The organism is Kribbella sp. VKM Ac-2571 (assembly GCF_004362255.1).
Lineage (GTDB): Bacteria > Actinomycetota > Actinomycetes > Propionibacteriales > Kribbellaceae > Kribbella > Kribbella pratensis.
Map to the genome: position 1 here is coordinate 566,659 of NZ_SNWS01000003.1, position 12,706 is coordinate 579,364.

Here is a 12,706-nt window from a genome sequence, read left to right on the forward strand (position 1 = left end):
TCAGCGAGAAGGGCCCCGGTTTGCCGGGGCCCTTTCGTTTGTCAGATGTCGGTGCGGTGGAAGTTCTTGTAGGAGCGCGACGGGGTCGGGCCGCGCTGGCCCTGGTAGCGGGAGCCGTACTTCGACGAGCCGTACGGGAACTCGGCGGGGGAGGACAGCCGGAAGAAGCAGAGCTGGCCGATCTTCATGCCGGGCCAGAGCTTGATCGGCAGTGTCGCGACGTTCGACAGCTCGAGCGTCACGTGGCCGGAGAAGCCCGGGTCGATGAAGCCTGCGGTGGAGTGGGTCAGCAGCCCCAGACGGCCCAGAGACGACTTGCCCTCGAGCCGGGCGGCGACGTCGTCGGGCAGCGTGACGAGCTCGTACGTCGATCCCAGGACGAACTCACCGGGATGCAGGATGAACGGCTCGCCGCCTTCGGGCTCGACCAGCCGGGTCAGATCTGGCTGTTCCTCGGCCGGGTCGATATGCGGATACCTGTGGTTCTCGAAGACCCGGAAGAACCGGTCCAGCCGTACGTCGACACTCGACGGCTGCACCATCGCAGCTTCGAACGGATCCAGCTGGACCCGCTTCGCGTCGAGCTCGGCCAAGATGTCGCGGTCGGAGAGCAGCACGGTCGCACGTTAGCAGCGTGCCGCTCGTCCGCACAGCTCGAGTTGCCGGTCGGGCCGGTTTCCCGTGCCTGGTGGTGAGTCGTCCGGAGCCCTCAGCTCCCCGGCGGGAGCACACCACCAGACCGTGGGCCTGAGGCAACTATTTTCAGTTGGCCAGCTTGTTGAACTTCGACACCTGGCTGGCGAAGGTCTTCACCTGCGCCGGCGACCAGTCCTTGAGCAGGTCCTCGATCACCTTGTGCCGCTTCTTCCGGGCCGCCGTCAGCTTGCGCTTGCCGGCCGCGGTCAGCGTCAGCAGGGTCGCGCGCGCGTCCGACTTGTCGGCGGCCCGCTTCAGCAGGCCCTCCTCCTCGAGTCGCGCGCAGGCCCGGCTGACCGGTCCCTTGTCCACCTCGAGCGCTGCCACCAGGTCGGCCATCCGCACCGGCGCCAGCTCCTCCACGTGGTTCAGCAACGCGTACTGCGCCGGCTCCAGGTCCGGATGCGCCTCGTCGGACAGCGTCCGCTGCAGACCGCGCAGCCGCCGTGCCAACGTGACGAGCTCCTTCTCCAGGTTGTCCACCGCGTCAGTTGTGTCTGTTGCCACCGTTCACCCCTTCATCCAGTTGCCCCGCAACCATCTTGTCCGGTCCCGGCGAGGACCGCATCCTCACGTTGCGTCGAATGTTGCCCCCGGCAACGCGTTCTAATCTGCCAGAAGATGACGAACCTGCCCAGTCCTGAACGTGCCCTTTGTGAAAAACTGCCCAAGAACCCCCGATGCAAACCGCCCACCCCCGCTTTTCGATGCATCGGGCACCTTCTACACACCCATCCCCCTGACCCGACAACAACCACCCCGCCACCCGGCGTACCTCGGACAAGACCGGGGGACAGGTGCCTCGGGCGGGACCGGGAACATGCGCTGGGGACAGGAGACAGGCCATGGCCTGTGCCGAGTCCCCGCCGGGTGTTCCCAGTCCCGGTACGGCGCCGCAGTCGCGCGGCGCGCCGGGCCCGCGATGCAGGCACCTCGGCGCATCGGCTATGCTCTTCACCGCTGCCGGGAGACCGGCCGCGCGGGTGTAGTTCAATGGCAGAACATCAGCTTCCCAAGCTGACAGTGCGGGTTCGATTCCCGTCACCCGCTCCACAGCTCAGCCCCAGGTCAGAGGCATGTTTCCGACCTGGGGCTGAGTTATTTCAAGGACCTGAAACCGGCCGCGTGCCCGTTACGTGCCCGATGCGACCGGCAACGCGTCGCCTTCGTCGTCTTCGTCCTGGTCGGTGCCGTCGTCGTCCCGCAGTCCATCGAGATGCTCTGACATGGCTTGCGCTAGGAACCGCTGCCGACTGTCGCGAGTGTGGATGTACCGGACTGCAGCTCGGGTGCTGGCGTGCCCCATCCGCTGCATCAGATCGGCCAGAGTTGCGCCCGCTTCGGCGGCCCAGTTGTTACCGGTGTGCCGTAGGTCGTGGAAGTGGATCGTGCCGGGCAGCTCGGCGGCCGTCACAGCCTTGCTCCATGCTCGCTGGAAGTTCGAGCGGCGCAGCAGTGCTCCCTTCGGCCCAGTAAAGACGTGCGACTCTGCACCGGGCTTGACGTAGATCTCGAAGTGCAACCGAAGGTCCTCGATCACCAGCTCCGGGAGATGAATGTCCCGCACTCCCGCGTCCGACTTAGGCGGCCCGATCCTGAGTTCACCGGTCGGAAGTTCGACCGCAGCCCGGCGTACCTTGACCACGCCACGGGACAAACTCACGTCCCGTCTTTGAAGGCCGGCCAACTCGCCCCACCGCAGACTGCCCATCGCGGCGAGCAAAACAAGCGCTCGATAGCGCGGCGCAATCCCGCTCGCGATTCGGTAGACCTCAGCAAGCGTCAGCGTCGGCCGCTCGGGACTCTTCTCCGTCGCTGCACCTTTTATATAGCAGGGGTTGAACTCGATCATTCGGTCCTCCACAGCGGTGGTCAGAATCGATCGCAGTAGTCGGTAGGCCTTTGCGGTGGTGACTGGTCCGAGTCCGCCGTCAAGCAGCGACTTCCTCCAGGTCCGGAGCATCGGCGGGGTGAGTGTGTTTAGTGGCTCCTCACCGAGCGTCGGCGCGATGTGATTCCGCAGCAGCCCGTTGTAGAGAACCAACGTCTTCGGCCTGAGTCCGGGACGCTCGTCGATCCACTTTCGTGCGTACGTTTCGAGCGGAGTTGCGGCAAGGGCGGGATCAATCCAACGCTTGCTCAACAGTTCGGCTTCTTTGTTGATCAGCCAGCGGCTCGCGTCGGTCTTTGTGGGGAACGTGTTCGGTGCTGGCCGGTCAACCCCATCCGGTCCGGGGTACCGCGCCTGGAATCGGCCGGACGGCAACTTGCGGATCCGTCCAAAGCGTCGCTTCGTCATCAGGCGGCGATCCTTTCCAGAGCTGGGCGCATGGGTTCGACGGTGTTCTGTTCGATCAGTTCGCGGATCGCGGACTCAGGGATGCGCACCATCCGGCCGATGCGCACGAACCGGATCCGACGCTCAGAGATCAGGCGTCGCGGAAACCGGACGCCACTGGTGTTGAAGGTGCCGAGCATGACCGCTGCCTCCTGCACGTCGAGCAGCCGATCACCGTCACTCGTCGGGGTCGTCAACGTCGTTCTCCTGGGGTTCGTTGGAGTTGTCAGTTGGTGGCGTCTGCTCATGCGCAGTCAGCCCGATCGTTGACCTCGGCAAGAGCCGGGACAGCTCTGGGGACCCAAGCCGTACCAGCCGTACCAGCCTCGTTTTCGCTGGTCAGGGTCGAGGAGGCTTGGGTGGTTGGTACGGCTTGAGCCGTACCAGTGGTGGAAGCCTCCTCGGGGCTGACCTGGGAAGTTACGGCTGGTACGGCTGGTACGGCTTCCCCACTGGCAGGTTTTGGCTCGGGGCAGTAGCGGTTCCATGCGTCGGTGAATTCGCTGCGGTAGTAGCCCTTGGCCTGTCCGGTCGGGAACCGGATGGTGTCGCTGTGGACCTCGAAGTCCCGCAGCAGGTTGCCCATCCGCATCGCCGTGAGTCCGGCTTTCCCGATCGTCGCCCACGGTGCTTCGGGGTCGCTGTGCAGCCGCTTGAGCAGTTCGGCGGTCGGGAGCGCGTCGGCGTCTTGGAACGCGGTGCGGCAGTCGGCCAGCAAACGGGTCGGCGTCGATCCTTCGTCGCCCGCGTCGCGGTCGCTGGTGAGCGCGACAGCGGCCTTTCGTGCGGCGCGTGGCCAGTCCCCGCCTGCCAGGTCGGCAACGGCAATCATCGGCTCCCACGTGTCGGCGGCGCGGTCTTCGAGCGGCATGTCTGGCGCGGCCTTGGTCAGCTCGATCACCTGCGGGGCGAGCCACTGGGTGAGCAGTTGGCGCAGCTCGTCCAGCTCCGGGCCGTCGCGCCGGACCCGGTACGGTGCGACCTGCTCACCGGGTGCGCGGCGGCGCATGCGGATGACGGCGGCGCGGTCCTCGATCGTGTCGGGCATGGCACCGATGCCCGCGAGTGCTGCCATGGCGAACGTCTGGATCTTCTCCACGTTCTTCGTCCCGGCGTCGTAGCGCAGCGCCGGACGGCCGCGCTGATGCCCGGCGTTCAGCAGCCCGCGCAGGTCTTCGTTCTCTCCGGCCTTGGGGCCAAAGATCGTGTCCGCTTCATCGATCAGCAGCGTCGGCGGATCGGACGGTGCCATGCCGATCGACCGGTACACCGCAGACGGCGACGCGTTGACCGTCATCAACGGCCGGTGGCACATCCCTTCCACCATGTCCAGCAACCGCGACTTTCCGCACCGCCGCTCCGGCGCCCGAATCACCAACCGGGGCGCACAGTTCCACGCCTTAACCGCGTGGCTGGCGGCGATCCACAACACCACGGCAACCGCGGCTGACGTGCTGGGCAGGATGACGTACCGGCCGATGGTGGCGGCCACGTCGTCCAGCAGCCGGGCACCGTCGATCGGCTGCGTCGGGTCGGCGCTGTTGGTGTCGGCAGGGGTGGTCATGCGGCGATCCCTTCGTCATGGAAGCCACCGGTGATAGCGGCTCGAATGTCGCGGGCGGTCTGCTCGACTTGCAGCCCCACGTCGGTGAGTGCGGCGATTGCGTCGGCGTGGGTGATCGCACCGGCCGCGACCATCCGGGCCACGCCTCGCGCAGCGCCGTAGAGCGTGGTTCGTCGCTTGCCCTCGGGTGCGTTGCGTACGGCGTTGAGCGTTGACGTGAGCAGGCTCTGAGGGTTCGAGATGCCCCCCGCTCGGGTGGTCCGGATCGGCCCGGTCGGGTGGGTGGTGGAAATGGCCGGCGCACTGGGCAGGCAGGCGTCGATCAGCGCGGGGGGCATCTCGATCGGTTCGCCGGGTCCCTCGCCCCACGTGTACGGCTGGCCGGTGCGGTGGTGGATCGACGGCGGGAGCACGACGTACCCGCCGTCAGCCTTCACATCGATCCCGGCCCGGTTCGGCATCGGCCGTGAGCCGATCTCGCGGCCGGGGTGGCGGTAGTACAGGTGCACTCCCCCGGAGCCGGTGCGAACCCAGCGCGTGCGCGGCACCAGCTGACGCGCCACCAGCTCTGCAAGGCTGTCGTTGCCTCCGTGCGCGGGGTCCACGTCGACCACGACCAATCCGGACACGGCACCGGTCCGGACGGCGAGCTGTCCGGCCGGGACGGCGGCCACGATCTGCGCGATGCATTCGGGGTCGGTGGTGGCCGCGTAGAACCCGTGGCAGGTCAGGTGACCGCAGGTCGCCGGGTCGTGTGCGTCGCGGGGGCAGTCGTCGCAGTTGGCAATGGGCCGCTTGGAGCGACCGAGCATGAACACCGGCCAGCCACACTCGGCGGCGTCTAGCGCTGCGGTCAGCACGTCGTTCATCGGTGATTCCTCCTCGAGGTGGGCTAGGCGGCGGTTGGGTAGCTGGCGGTGTCGATGCAGTCGTTGCACCGGCCGTCTGAGGTCGGGATGCAGTAGTCGGTGACGGCCTTGCAGAGCTGGCAGGTACGCCGTGCCTGCATCGCCTTGTCGAGCGCGTTGAGCTGAGCCGGGGACGGGACGCGGGAGGGCTTGGCGAGGTCGAGCCGGTACAGCCATGCCCACCGCTTGCCGCCTCGCCAGACCAGCAGCGCGTACGGTTCCTGACGGCCCGGAGCCATGCGCATCGCCCGGAGTTGGCGGCGCGTGGCGAGCCCTGCGGGTGCCCACCGGAACCGGAACACCGGCGTCCCGTAGTAGTCCCAGCCGAGCGCCTGTTTGCCGTTCCACAACTCGACCCAGCACGACTTCGCCGGGTGCAGGCTGACACCGTCCAGCGCCTTGCACATCAGCGCTTCCCCTTGCCAGTGGTGGAGTTCTCGCCCGCGCCTCGGACGGCGCGCATGTGGTTGATGACGTGGCGTCCGAGCCGGACCCGCAGCCCGGAGCCGTCGCACTTCCCGCAGTGGCGGTACGCCTTGCCGAACGGGGATTTGAACTTGCCGACGCCCTTGCAGCGGCGGCACTTGCCGAACGGCCACACGAGACAGGTGAACAGGTAGAACGCGACGGCGATGCTCACGATCAGTAGGACCGTGGCGACCTGTCCAGCGGTGTGGAGGGTCGCGGCGAGGTCGGTTGAGAGGGTGAGCCAGGCGCTACCCTGCCCGCTACCGTGGGTAGCGGCGCTGAGGGTAGAGGTAGCGGCGGCGGACAGCATGGGAAGCCTCCAGAGGGCTGTTTTTGGGCGTGCGGAGCCTGAGCCGCGACCCGCTACCTGCGGATATACGGCCTGGTCAGATCTGGATTGCGGGGTAGCGGGACGGGTAGCGTTGCCGCTACCGGTAGCGTCGAGGCCGCTACTTCAGCCGTCCCGCACCCCCAGTGCGATCAGTTACCGTGTGTAACGTTTGGGTTGAGAGCGATGCAGCGCTCGGGCAGCGCGCCGCACCCGGAAACGGGCAGCTCGCCACTTCGACGTTCGCCACACCCGGCCGGTGAGCGGGTCGGGCTGCGACAGCTCGACGAACTCCTGCACAGCCGAGCCGTACTCCGCGAGGTTGCGTTGGTGCCGGTCGGCGAGGGCCTGGCGGCGGGCGTTGAGATCCATCAGCGCAACCCTCCTCAGCCGTTGGTGTTGTTGCGGCGGTCGATCGCGGCGCGGATGTCGTCGGCGCGGGCACCCTTGCGGTTCACGCCGTCGCGTTTCACGTCGCGGCTGGGGACCTTCAAGGCGCGGGCCTGTGCCGAGATCGCGTCTGGCGTGGTGCCGTCGTACTGCTCGGGCATCTGCTCTGCGAGCCGTCCGGCGATCGCCTCCCAGTGCGCGGCGGTGTCGGCTCCGAGCACGGTGAGGATGTCGGCCAGCACGTCGCGGCTGGTCCGCTCGATCTGTTCCCCGGCCGCGTCGCCGGTCAGCAGGTTCAGCGTCTCTCGCAGCTTGCGGGCGGCGGTCAGGATGTGGTCGGCGTCCTTGGCGTCGGCCAGGAAGGTCCGCACGGTCGGGGTGTCATCGCTCGCGCCGTACAGGTAACCCACGCCCCGGAACTTGTCCCCGACCGGCAGCGTGGACGCGTCGAAGCCTTCCTGGTACGCGTCGCCACCGAGCACGGCCATGGACACGTCGCGGTTGCCGCAGCGCAGCGCGAACCGCAGCGTGTGGTTGTCACGGAACCGGTTGAACAGCCGCGCCACGTCACCCGCGCCGACACCTGACGGCTTCTGCGACGCCGACACCAGCCACACACCGGCGCTCGGGCCGACCGCCTGAATCATCGACAGCTTGCGGGCGATCTGCTTGTTGATCTCCTGATCCTCGGTCTCGAAGTACTTCTGGAACTCCTCCATCACCAGCACCCACACCCGCAGCTCGGGGTAGCGGGGATCACGGGCCAGTTCCTCGGTCAGCTTCCCTTCCTCGCACACCTCGACCGGCAGCGTGGTGAGCAGGCTGTTGACGTTGTCGATGTGGGTCAAGATCTCGTCAAGCGCGGCGAGCAGGTGCTCGATCGGGTCGGGGTCGTTGACGTTGGGCACGTCACCGAAAACGATGCGGTGGGCAACCTTCTTGAAGCCGAGCCAGTCCGGCGAGTTCTTCCCATCGACAATGACCAGCTTCACGAACGGGTCGAGCGCGGCATGCAGTGCGACCATGCGGGCGGAGAACGTCTTGCCCTTACGGGGCTGAGCGCCGACCAGCAGGGAGAACCACGGCAGCGACAGCCCGACGAGTCGGCCACGCTCGTCCAGGCCGAACCGGACCGGCTGCCAGATCGAGCGGCGCTTGCCGTCGAGCATGTCGGTACGCCCGGCCGGTTCGGCCAGCGGGTCCGTGTCGGCCACGAACAGCTTGTGGCGACGGCTGGACGAGTCGTCCGGGGTCAGGAACACCTGCCGCATGTGCACGTCCAGGCCGGAAGCGATCTTCTCTTTCGCCCCGACGACCTGTGTCCAGCCCAGACCCCACGGCAGATCGATGATGACCTCGGTGCCGGTGTTGCTGGCATCGCGGGACATGGTCGAGCCGAAGTTGACCTGCTTGTCGGTCTTGTCCGGGTTGCCCAGACCGGCCGCGTAGTAGGCGCGCAGGATGATGTCGGAGTTCAGCTTGCGGAACCTCGGCGCGACCACCGCCGTACCGACCAGGGTCTGACCGGCCGGGCGGCCGTAGTGCGCCAGACCCACCACCGCAGCCGCACCCACCGCCACCAGCCCAGCAGCCGGGGCCGCGTTCCACGCGATCGGCAGCCCGATCAGCAGGCCCAGGTTCTGCAACGCCAGCACCACCCCGCGCCACAGCCGGGTTGCCTTGAGCTGGCGGTGGATCTTCTCCCACTCCTTCAACTCGCCCGCGTCGGCCGCCTTCTGCTCCAACTGCACCGAGTTCGGGACCCACCACCACCGGAACTGCTTGCCGATCAGCCGCGACAGGCCACGGCTCGCGAACCACGCGAACTTCGTTGCGTACCAGGGGGATCGGACCGTATGGAACGCCGTCACGTGCCCGGCCCGGCCGCCAGCGCGGCGCATCGTCGCGGGGAGCGCCTTCGGCCGCAGATGCACCGGCACGATCGGCATCCGCTCCCCCGACTGCACCGGCACCGGCAGCGACGGCTTGTCGACCGGCACCAGCACGTTGCCCGTCGACGGGTCGTCGTCGGAGTCGCCGTCCAGCGCGATCTCGTAGGCGGTGTCCATCCGCTCAACCTCGGCAGGCGACACCGGCACCAGCGCGCCGGCCAAATCCTCCGGGTTCTGTGCGTCGTCGCGGCGGGCGCGGTGCGCGTCCAGGTCGATCGGGTCAGGCAGCTCGTTGTTCTGGCTGCTCATCGGCTCTGTCATGTCACTTCTCCCCGTTCTCGCGGGTGTGGATCAGGTGGGCCAGCGCGGCGCCCATGCCGAGCACGGCGACGGGCAGGCAGGCAACGACAGTGGTGATCTGCCACGGCGCACGGGTGATGCCAGCGGCCTCCAGCAGGTGGTAGGCGACCTGCCCCGACGCACCGAGAACCAGTGAGGTCAGGGCGGAGATCATGGCGAACCTCCGAGCCTTGGCCGGGACCCGGCCGGACAGCCACACCCGCAGCGCGAACGCGGCATAGGTCTCCAGACCGATCGGCAGCGTGATCGCAGAGTTCAGGGTGAACCCGTCCGCGATCCCCGGCAGCGGATGCACGACACCGAATCCGGTCAGCTCACCGAGTCCGACCCACCCGGACCAGACCGCGACGAACGCGGGCAGCGCCAGCAGCAGCACCGGCCACGACCGAACCGGGCGCATCTCGTCCCCGGTCTCAGCCTCGGTGTCGCGAGTCGGCTCGTGAGCCGGGGAGATGCCCCCGCGCCGGGTCAGCCGCGGGAACCAGCTCCGCCAGCCCGTCTGGCGGACCGAAACCGGGGCTGTGGGCTGCGTGACCTGCGCAAACTCCTCCGCAGCGTCCTCGGAGGCCGTGTCGGTGGCGTCGGGCTCGGTGCCGGTCTCGTCCGCGTCCGGCACCGAGTGCAGCCGGGTCCCCGTACGGTCCTCGCTGCGGTCGGCAGTGCGCTCCTCGATCAGGGCGGCGTGCACGGCCTTGGCCTTGTCCTTGCCGACCCGCAGGTGCTTCATCAGCCGGTTCTGCGACGGGATCTCGCCCAGCTCGGCCGCGAGGCTGCGTGCGGCTGGGATCAGGTCCTCGACCGGGACCGGGTACGACGTACGAAGTGGAGTACTCATCGCGTCTCACCTCCGGTGAGCTGGCGAGCGACCCAGCCGCCCGCGTCAGGCAGCGTGTCGGTGGTGTGCAAGACGTGGTCACCGCGCCAGACGACCCACGCCGTCCCCAGCGCCGTACGCGGCGAGACCACCTGGACGAGGTCATAGCCCGCGACCTTCCACCAACCCAGGTCGACCTGTACGAGGTCTGGCAAGGCGGTACCGGCCGTCATTAGCGCGGTCATGCGACGACCTCCGCTTCCGGGGCGCGGTCGGCCAGAACGCGGGCAGCGTCCACGACGCGGTGGGCGGCGCGGCGCACTCGGCGGCTGTCCAGAACCGACGCGCTCGGACCCGCGTTGATGAACGCGATCTGTGCGTTCAACAGGTCCAGTTCGGCCTCGATCAGCGGCCATTCCTGCTCGATCGCGGCCAGCTCGGCGGCGGACGGTTCCTCGCCACGGACGGCAGACAGATGGATGATGCTCATGGGTTGCGCTCCTCTTAAGACGACTAGTGCGACCTGGACGCCTCGGCGGTTGCGCCCGCCGGGGCGTCGCTTCTCGAAATCGCTTTCGAGCTGCGATTTACAGTAGCGCCTACTGTCCGTTGATCGCAACAGGGAGGCGATATCCTGTGTGACGTGACTGACCCACGCAGTGCTCTAGAGGCCGCGACCGCCCGATATCGACAGACCGAAGCGACCCATGAGCAGGCTCGCCAGGAGCTGCTAGACGCCGTAATCGACGCGCTGCGTGCAGGTGTTCCACCAACTGAGGTTGAGCGGTTGTCCCCGTTTACGGCGGCGTACATCCGGAAGACGGCGCGAGAGCGAGGCGTACCACCAGCGGAGCGCGGCCGGAAGCCGTCGAGCTCCAAGGCTGCGGAGTAGTGCGTGGTCTTGGGCATGCCAGAAGTCTTGGAGACCGCGAGTCTCGCCCTAACTCCGCGTGTATCTCATCTCGACCGTCCGTGACGCATCTAGTCTCATCTCTGTCTCATGAGACTGATAGCTTGACGAGACCGAAACCCAGCTCTGGGGAGCAGCGATGCTGGCTGGAACAGCACTGAAGGCGCTACTGCGAGAGCGCCACCTACAGGAACATCGGGCGTTCTGCCGGGAGTACGATAAGGTCGCACGCGTGGTCGATCGGGAGCAGGTTGGCGGCTATCCGAGCAAAGCGACGTTCTACCGGTGGCTGTCTGGTTCGCTGACTGGCCTACCCCACCCCGGACACTGCCGAATCCTGGAACACATGTTCCCCGGTTGGAAGGCTGAGGCGCTGTTCCTGCCGTGGCCGGATGAACCGCCCACTGATCCGACCGCCGCGCCGGTACCGCCCGCACCTGTCCAGCAGCCCGCGAATCTGACCGGTGCGACAGCGGCGGCGGGATTGGCCGGCGTGACCGCGATCTACACCAGCCGTACGGAGTTCTCGCACGAGATCCCAACCCCGAAGTTGTTCGACAGCGCCTCCGAGGTGGCGGCGGCCGGGCTGTCGCTGAACCTGATCTGCCAGCAGTACCCGGACCTCAAGTTGCGGGCGCTCCTACGGCGGGCGTCAGTTCGCCTGCTGTTCCTCGACCCGGACGGCGAATCGATCCAGCGCCGAAACCGCGAGGAAGGCCACGAGGAGGGGCATCTCTCGGCCTGGTCGCGGGGAAACATCAACATCATGAGCAGGCTCCGAGATGATCTTGGGGAAGCAGCAGACAAGCTGGAACTGCGGATGTATGACGAAACGATCCGCTTCAACCTGATGTTCATCGATCAGAGGCTCTGCGTGATGCAGACGTACCTGCCAGCGCTCCGGGGGCTAGATTCACCAACATTTGTCATGGAGCGAACCGGCAACGAGTCGTCGGATCTGTACTCTGTCTATCACCACATATTCGCCTCACTCTGGGAGTCGGGTAAGACCATATGACGGACCTGTCGAGACTCCTCAACATCGCAAACGAAGCGGTAGATATCGGCCGCAAAGCGGCGGTAACTCAGGAGCTGGGTACGGTCACATCCAAGGGTGATCGCGACATGGCGTCGGAGGTAGATTTCGCCGTCGAGCAGGCCATTAGGTCGCATTTAGCGAGCGTGACGCCCGAGATCGAATTTCTAGGTGAGGAAGAGGGGCGGTCCGGCGACGATTCCGGTGACCTTCTGTGGGTCCTTGACCCGATCGACGGCACGGCAAATTTCGTTCACGGGATTCCGCTCGTTGCGATATCGCTTGGCCTCGTGGCGGGAGATTCGTCTCTGGCGGGCGTTATTGATATGCCGTTCCTTGGGCGGCGCTACTCCGCGAGCCGTGGGAGTGGGGCGTACTGCAATGGTCAGGAAATTCGCGCCAGCAAATGCGATCGGCTAGAGGATGCCATTGTCGCAATCGGAGATTACGCAGTGGGTGATGGAGCCCCCGAGCGGAACATTTCAAGGCTGACGCTCACTTCCCTGCTGGCGGCGAAGGTGCAGAGGGTGCGCATGCTCGGCACCGCCGCGACCGATCTCGCTTGGGTGGCTGACGGAAGCCTCGATGCCTCGATCATGTTCAACAACAAACCGTGGGACACGAGTGCGGGAGTTCTGATTGCGCGGGAGGCTGGCGCCCAGGTTTTAGACGTGGATGGAACGCAGCACACGTTCAACTCGCGGGGGACTGTCGCGGTCGCGGCTCCGATCGGTGCAGAGCTGCTGACCCTGATCGCCGAAGCGGAGCGGTAGGCGGCCCCCGGTCACAGCTTGCTCCAGAATGCGACCGGTGCGTCCGCCGCAACATCAAACAGGATGCTCATCGGCTCGCCCATCTGGTCGTAGCCCACGCTGACAACCTTGCCGCCGTTGCTGGCGGCCTGATTCACGGCGTCATTGAGAATGTCGATCCACAATCTACTAGAGTTTCCTGGGTTATCCTCCTGGAATCGGCCTGTCAGCTCATTTGTTCGGATGAACC

16 protein-coding genes and 1 tRNA gene are annotated in these 12,706 nt (G+C 66.7%); 3 read left to right on the forward strand and 14 right to left on the reverse strand.

From position 1 onward, the window contains the following. Window positions 1-41: 41 nt before the first annotated feature. Complete coding sequence (gene dcd, locus EV651_RS10145) at window positions 42-617, reverse strand: dCTP deaminase (RefSeq protein ID WP_133784384.1); 576 nt, start codon at window positions 615-617, stop codon at window positions 42-44. A 145-nt stretch (window positions 618-762) separates the two neighbouring features. Then, window positions 763-1,203: a MarR family winged helix-turn-helix transcriptional regulator gene (locus EV651_RS10150; protein WP_133784386.1), complete on the reverse strand. Its 441-nt coding sequence runs from the start codon at window positions 1,201-1,203 to the stop codon at window positions 763-765. 472 nt (window positions 1,204-1,675) lie between these two features. On the opposite strand from EV651_RS10150, the gene EV651_RS10155 reads away from it, so the two are divergent. After that, window positions 1,676-1,749: transfer RNA gene (locus EV651_RS10155), tRNA-Gly, on the forward strand. Between the two features lie 79 nt (window positions 1,750-1,828). On the opposite strand, the gene EV651_RS10160 is transcribed toward EV651_RS10155, so the two are convergent. The 11 genes from EV651_RS10160 to EV651_RS10210 form a co-directional block, all read right to left on the reverse strand. Next, window positions 1,829-2,995, reverse strand: coding sequence for a site-specific integrase (locus tag EV651_RS10160; protein WP_202870250.1), 1,167 nt, complete (start codon window positions 2,993-2,995; stop codon window positions 1,829-1,831). Then, window positions 2,995-3,231 carry a helix-turn-helix domain-containing protein gene (locus EV651_RS10165; protein ID WP_238156780.1) on the reverse strand — a complete coding sequence of 79 codons (237 nt, stop codon included), beginning with the start codon at window positions 3,229-3,231 and terminating at the stop codon, window positions 2,995-2,997. Before EV651_RS10165 ends, EV651_RS10160 begins: the two co-directional genes overlap by 1 nt. Before the next feature lie 47 nt (window positions 3,232-3,278). Next, a complete protein-coding gene (locus EV651_RS10170; protein ID WP_133784390.1) occupies window positions 3,279-4,598 on the reverse strand; it encodes a DUF3631 domain-containing protein in 1,320 nt (439 codons plus the stop codon). Beyond that, window positions 4,595-5,467, reverse strand: a complete 873-nt coding sequence (locus tag EV651_RS10175; RefSeq protein WP_133784392.1) for a bifunctional DNA primase/polymerase — start codon at window positions 5,465-5,467, stop codon at window positions 4,595-4,597. The genes EV651_RS10170 and EV651_RS10175 overlap by 4 nt, the downstream gene beginning before the upstream one ends. A gap of 23 nt (window positions 5,468-5,490) precedes the next feature. Then, window positions 5,491-5,913, reverse strand: a complete 423-nt coding sequence (locus tag EV651_RS10180) for an RRQRL motif-containing zinc-binding protein (protein WP_133784394.1) — start codon at window positions 5,911-5,913, stop codon at window positions 5,491-5,493. Beyond that, window positions 5,913-6,146, reverse strand: coding sequence for a hypothetical protein (locus EV651_RS42295; RefSeq protein WP_238156781.1), 234 nt, complete (start codon window positions 6,144-6,146; stop codon window positions 5,913-5,915). Before EV651_RS42295 ends, EV651_RS10180 begins: the two co-directional genes overlap by 1 nt. A gap of 312 nt (window positions 6,147-6,458) precedes the next feature. Further along, complete coding sequence (locus EV651_RS10190; RefSeq protein ID WP_133784398.1) at window positions 6,459-6,674, reverse strand: hypothetical protein; 216 nt, start codon at window positions 6,672-6,674, stop codon at window positions 6,459-6,461. A gap of 14 nt (window positions 6,675-6,688) precedes the next feature. After that, window positions 6,689-8,905, reverse strand: a complete 2,217-nt coding sequence (locus EV651_RS10195) for a cell division protein FtsK (RefSeq protein ID WP_238156782.1) — start codon at window positions 8,903-8,905, stop codon at window positions 6,689-6,691. Between the two features lies 1 nt (window position 8,906). Then, complete coding sequence (locus EV651_RS10200) at window positions 8,907-9,779, reverse strand: ABC transporter permease (RefSeq protein ID WP_133784400.1); 873 nt, start codon at window positions 9,777-9,779, stop codon at window positions 8,907-8,909. Continuing rightward, window positions 9,776-10,003, reverse strand: a complete 228-nt coding sequence (locus EV651_RS10205) for a hypothetical protein (protein ID WP_133784402.1) — start codon at window positions 10,001-10,003, stop codon at window positions 9,776-9,778. Before EV651_RS10205 ends, EV651_RS10200 begins: the two co-directional genes overlap by 4 nt. Further along, a complete protein-coding gene (locus EV651_RS10210) occupies window positions 10,000-10,248 on the reverse strand; it encodes a DUF6284 family protein (RefSeq protein ID WP_133784404.1) in 249 nt (82 codons plus the stop codon). Before EV651_RS10210 ends, EV651_RS10205 begins: the two co-directional genes overlap by 4 nt. Window positions 10,249-10,807: 559 nt before the next feature. Between EV651_RS10210 and EV651_RS10215 the strand changes: the two genes are divergently transcribed. Beyond that, on the forward strand, window positions 10,808-11,686 hold the full coding sequence (locus EV651_RS10215; RefSeq protein ID WP_133784406.1) for a DUF5919 domain-containing protein: 879 nt from the start codon (window positions 10,808-10,810) through the stop codon (window positions 11,684-11,686). After that, window positions 11,683-12,477, forward strand: a complete 795-nt coding sequence (locus EV651_RS10220; protein ID WP_133784408.1) for an inositol monophosphatase family protein — start codon at window positions 11,683-11,685, stop codon at window positions 12,475-12,477. The genes EV651_RS10215 and EV651_RS10220 overlap by 4 nt, the downstream gene beginning before the upstream one ends. 11 nt (window positions 12,478-12,488) lie before the next feature. On the opposite strand, the gene EV651_RS41295 is transcribed toward EV651_RS10220, so the two are convergent. Further along, window positions 12,489-12,641: a hypothetical protein gene (locus tag EV651_RS41295; protein ID WP_166658557.1), complete on the reverse strand. Its 153-nt coding sequence runs from the start codon at window positions 12,639-12,641 to the stop codon at window positions 12,489-12,491. Window positions 12,642-12,706: the final 65 nt, after the last annotated feature.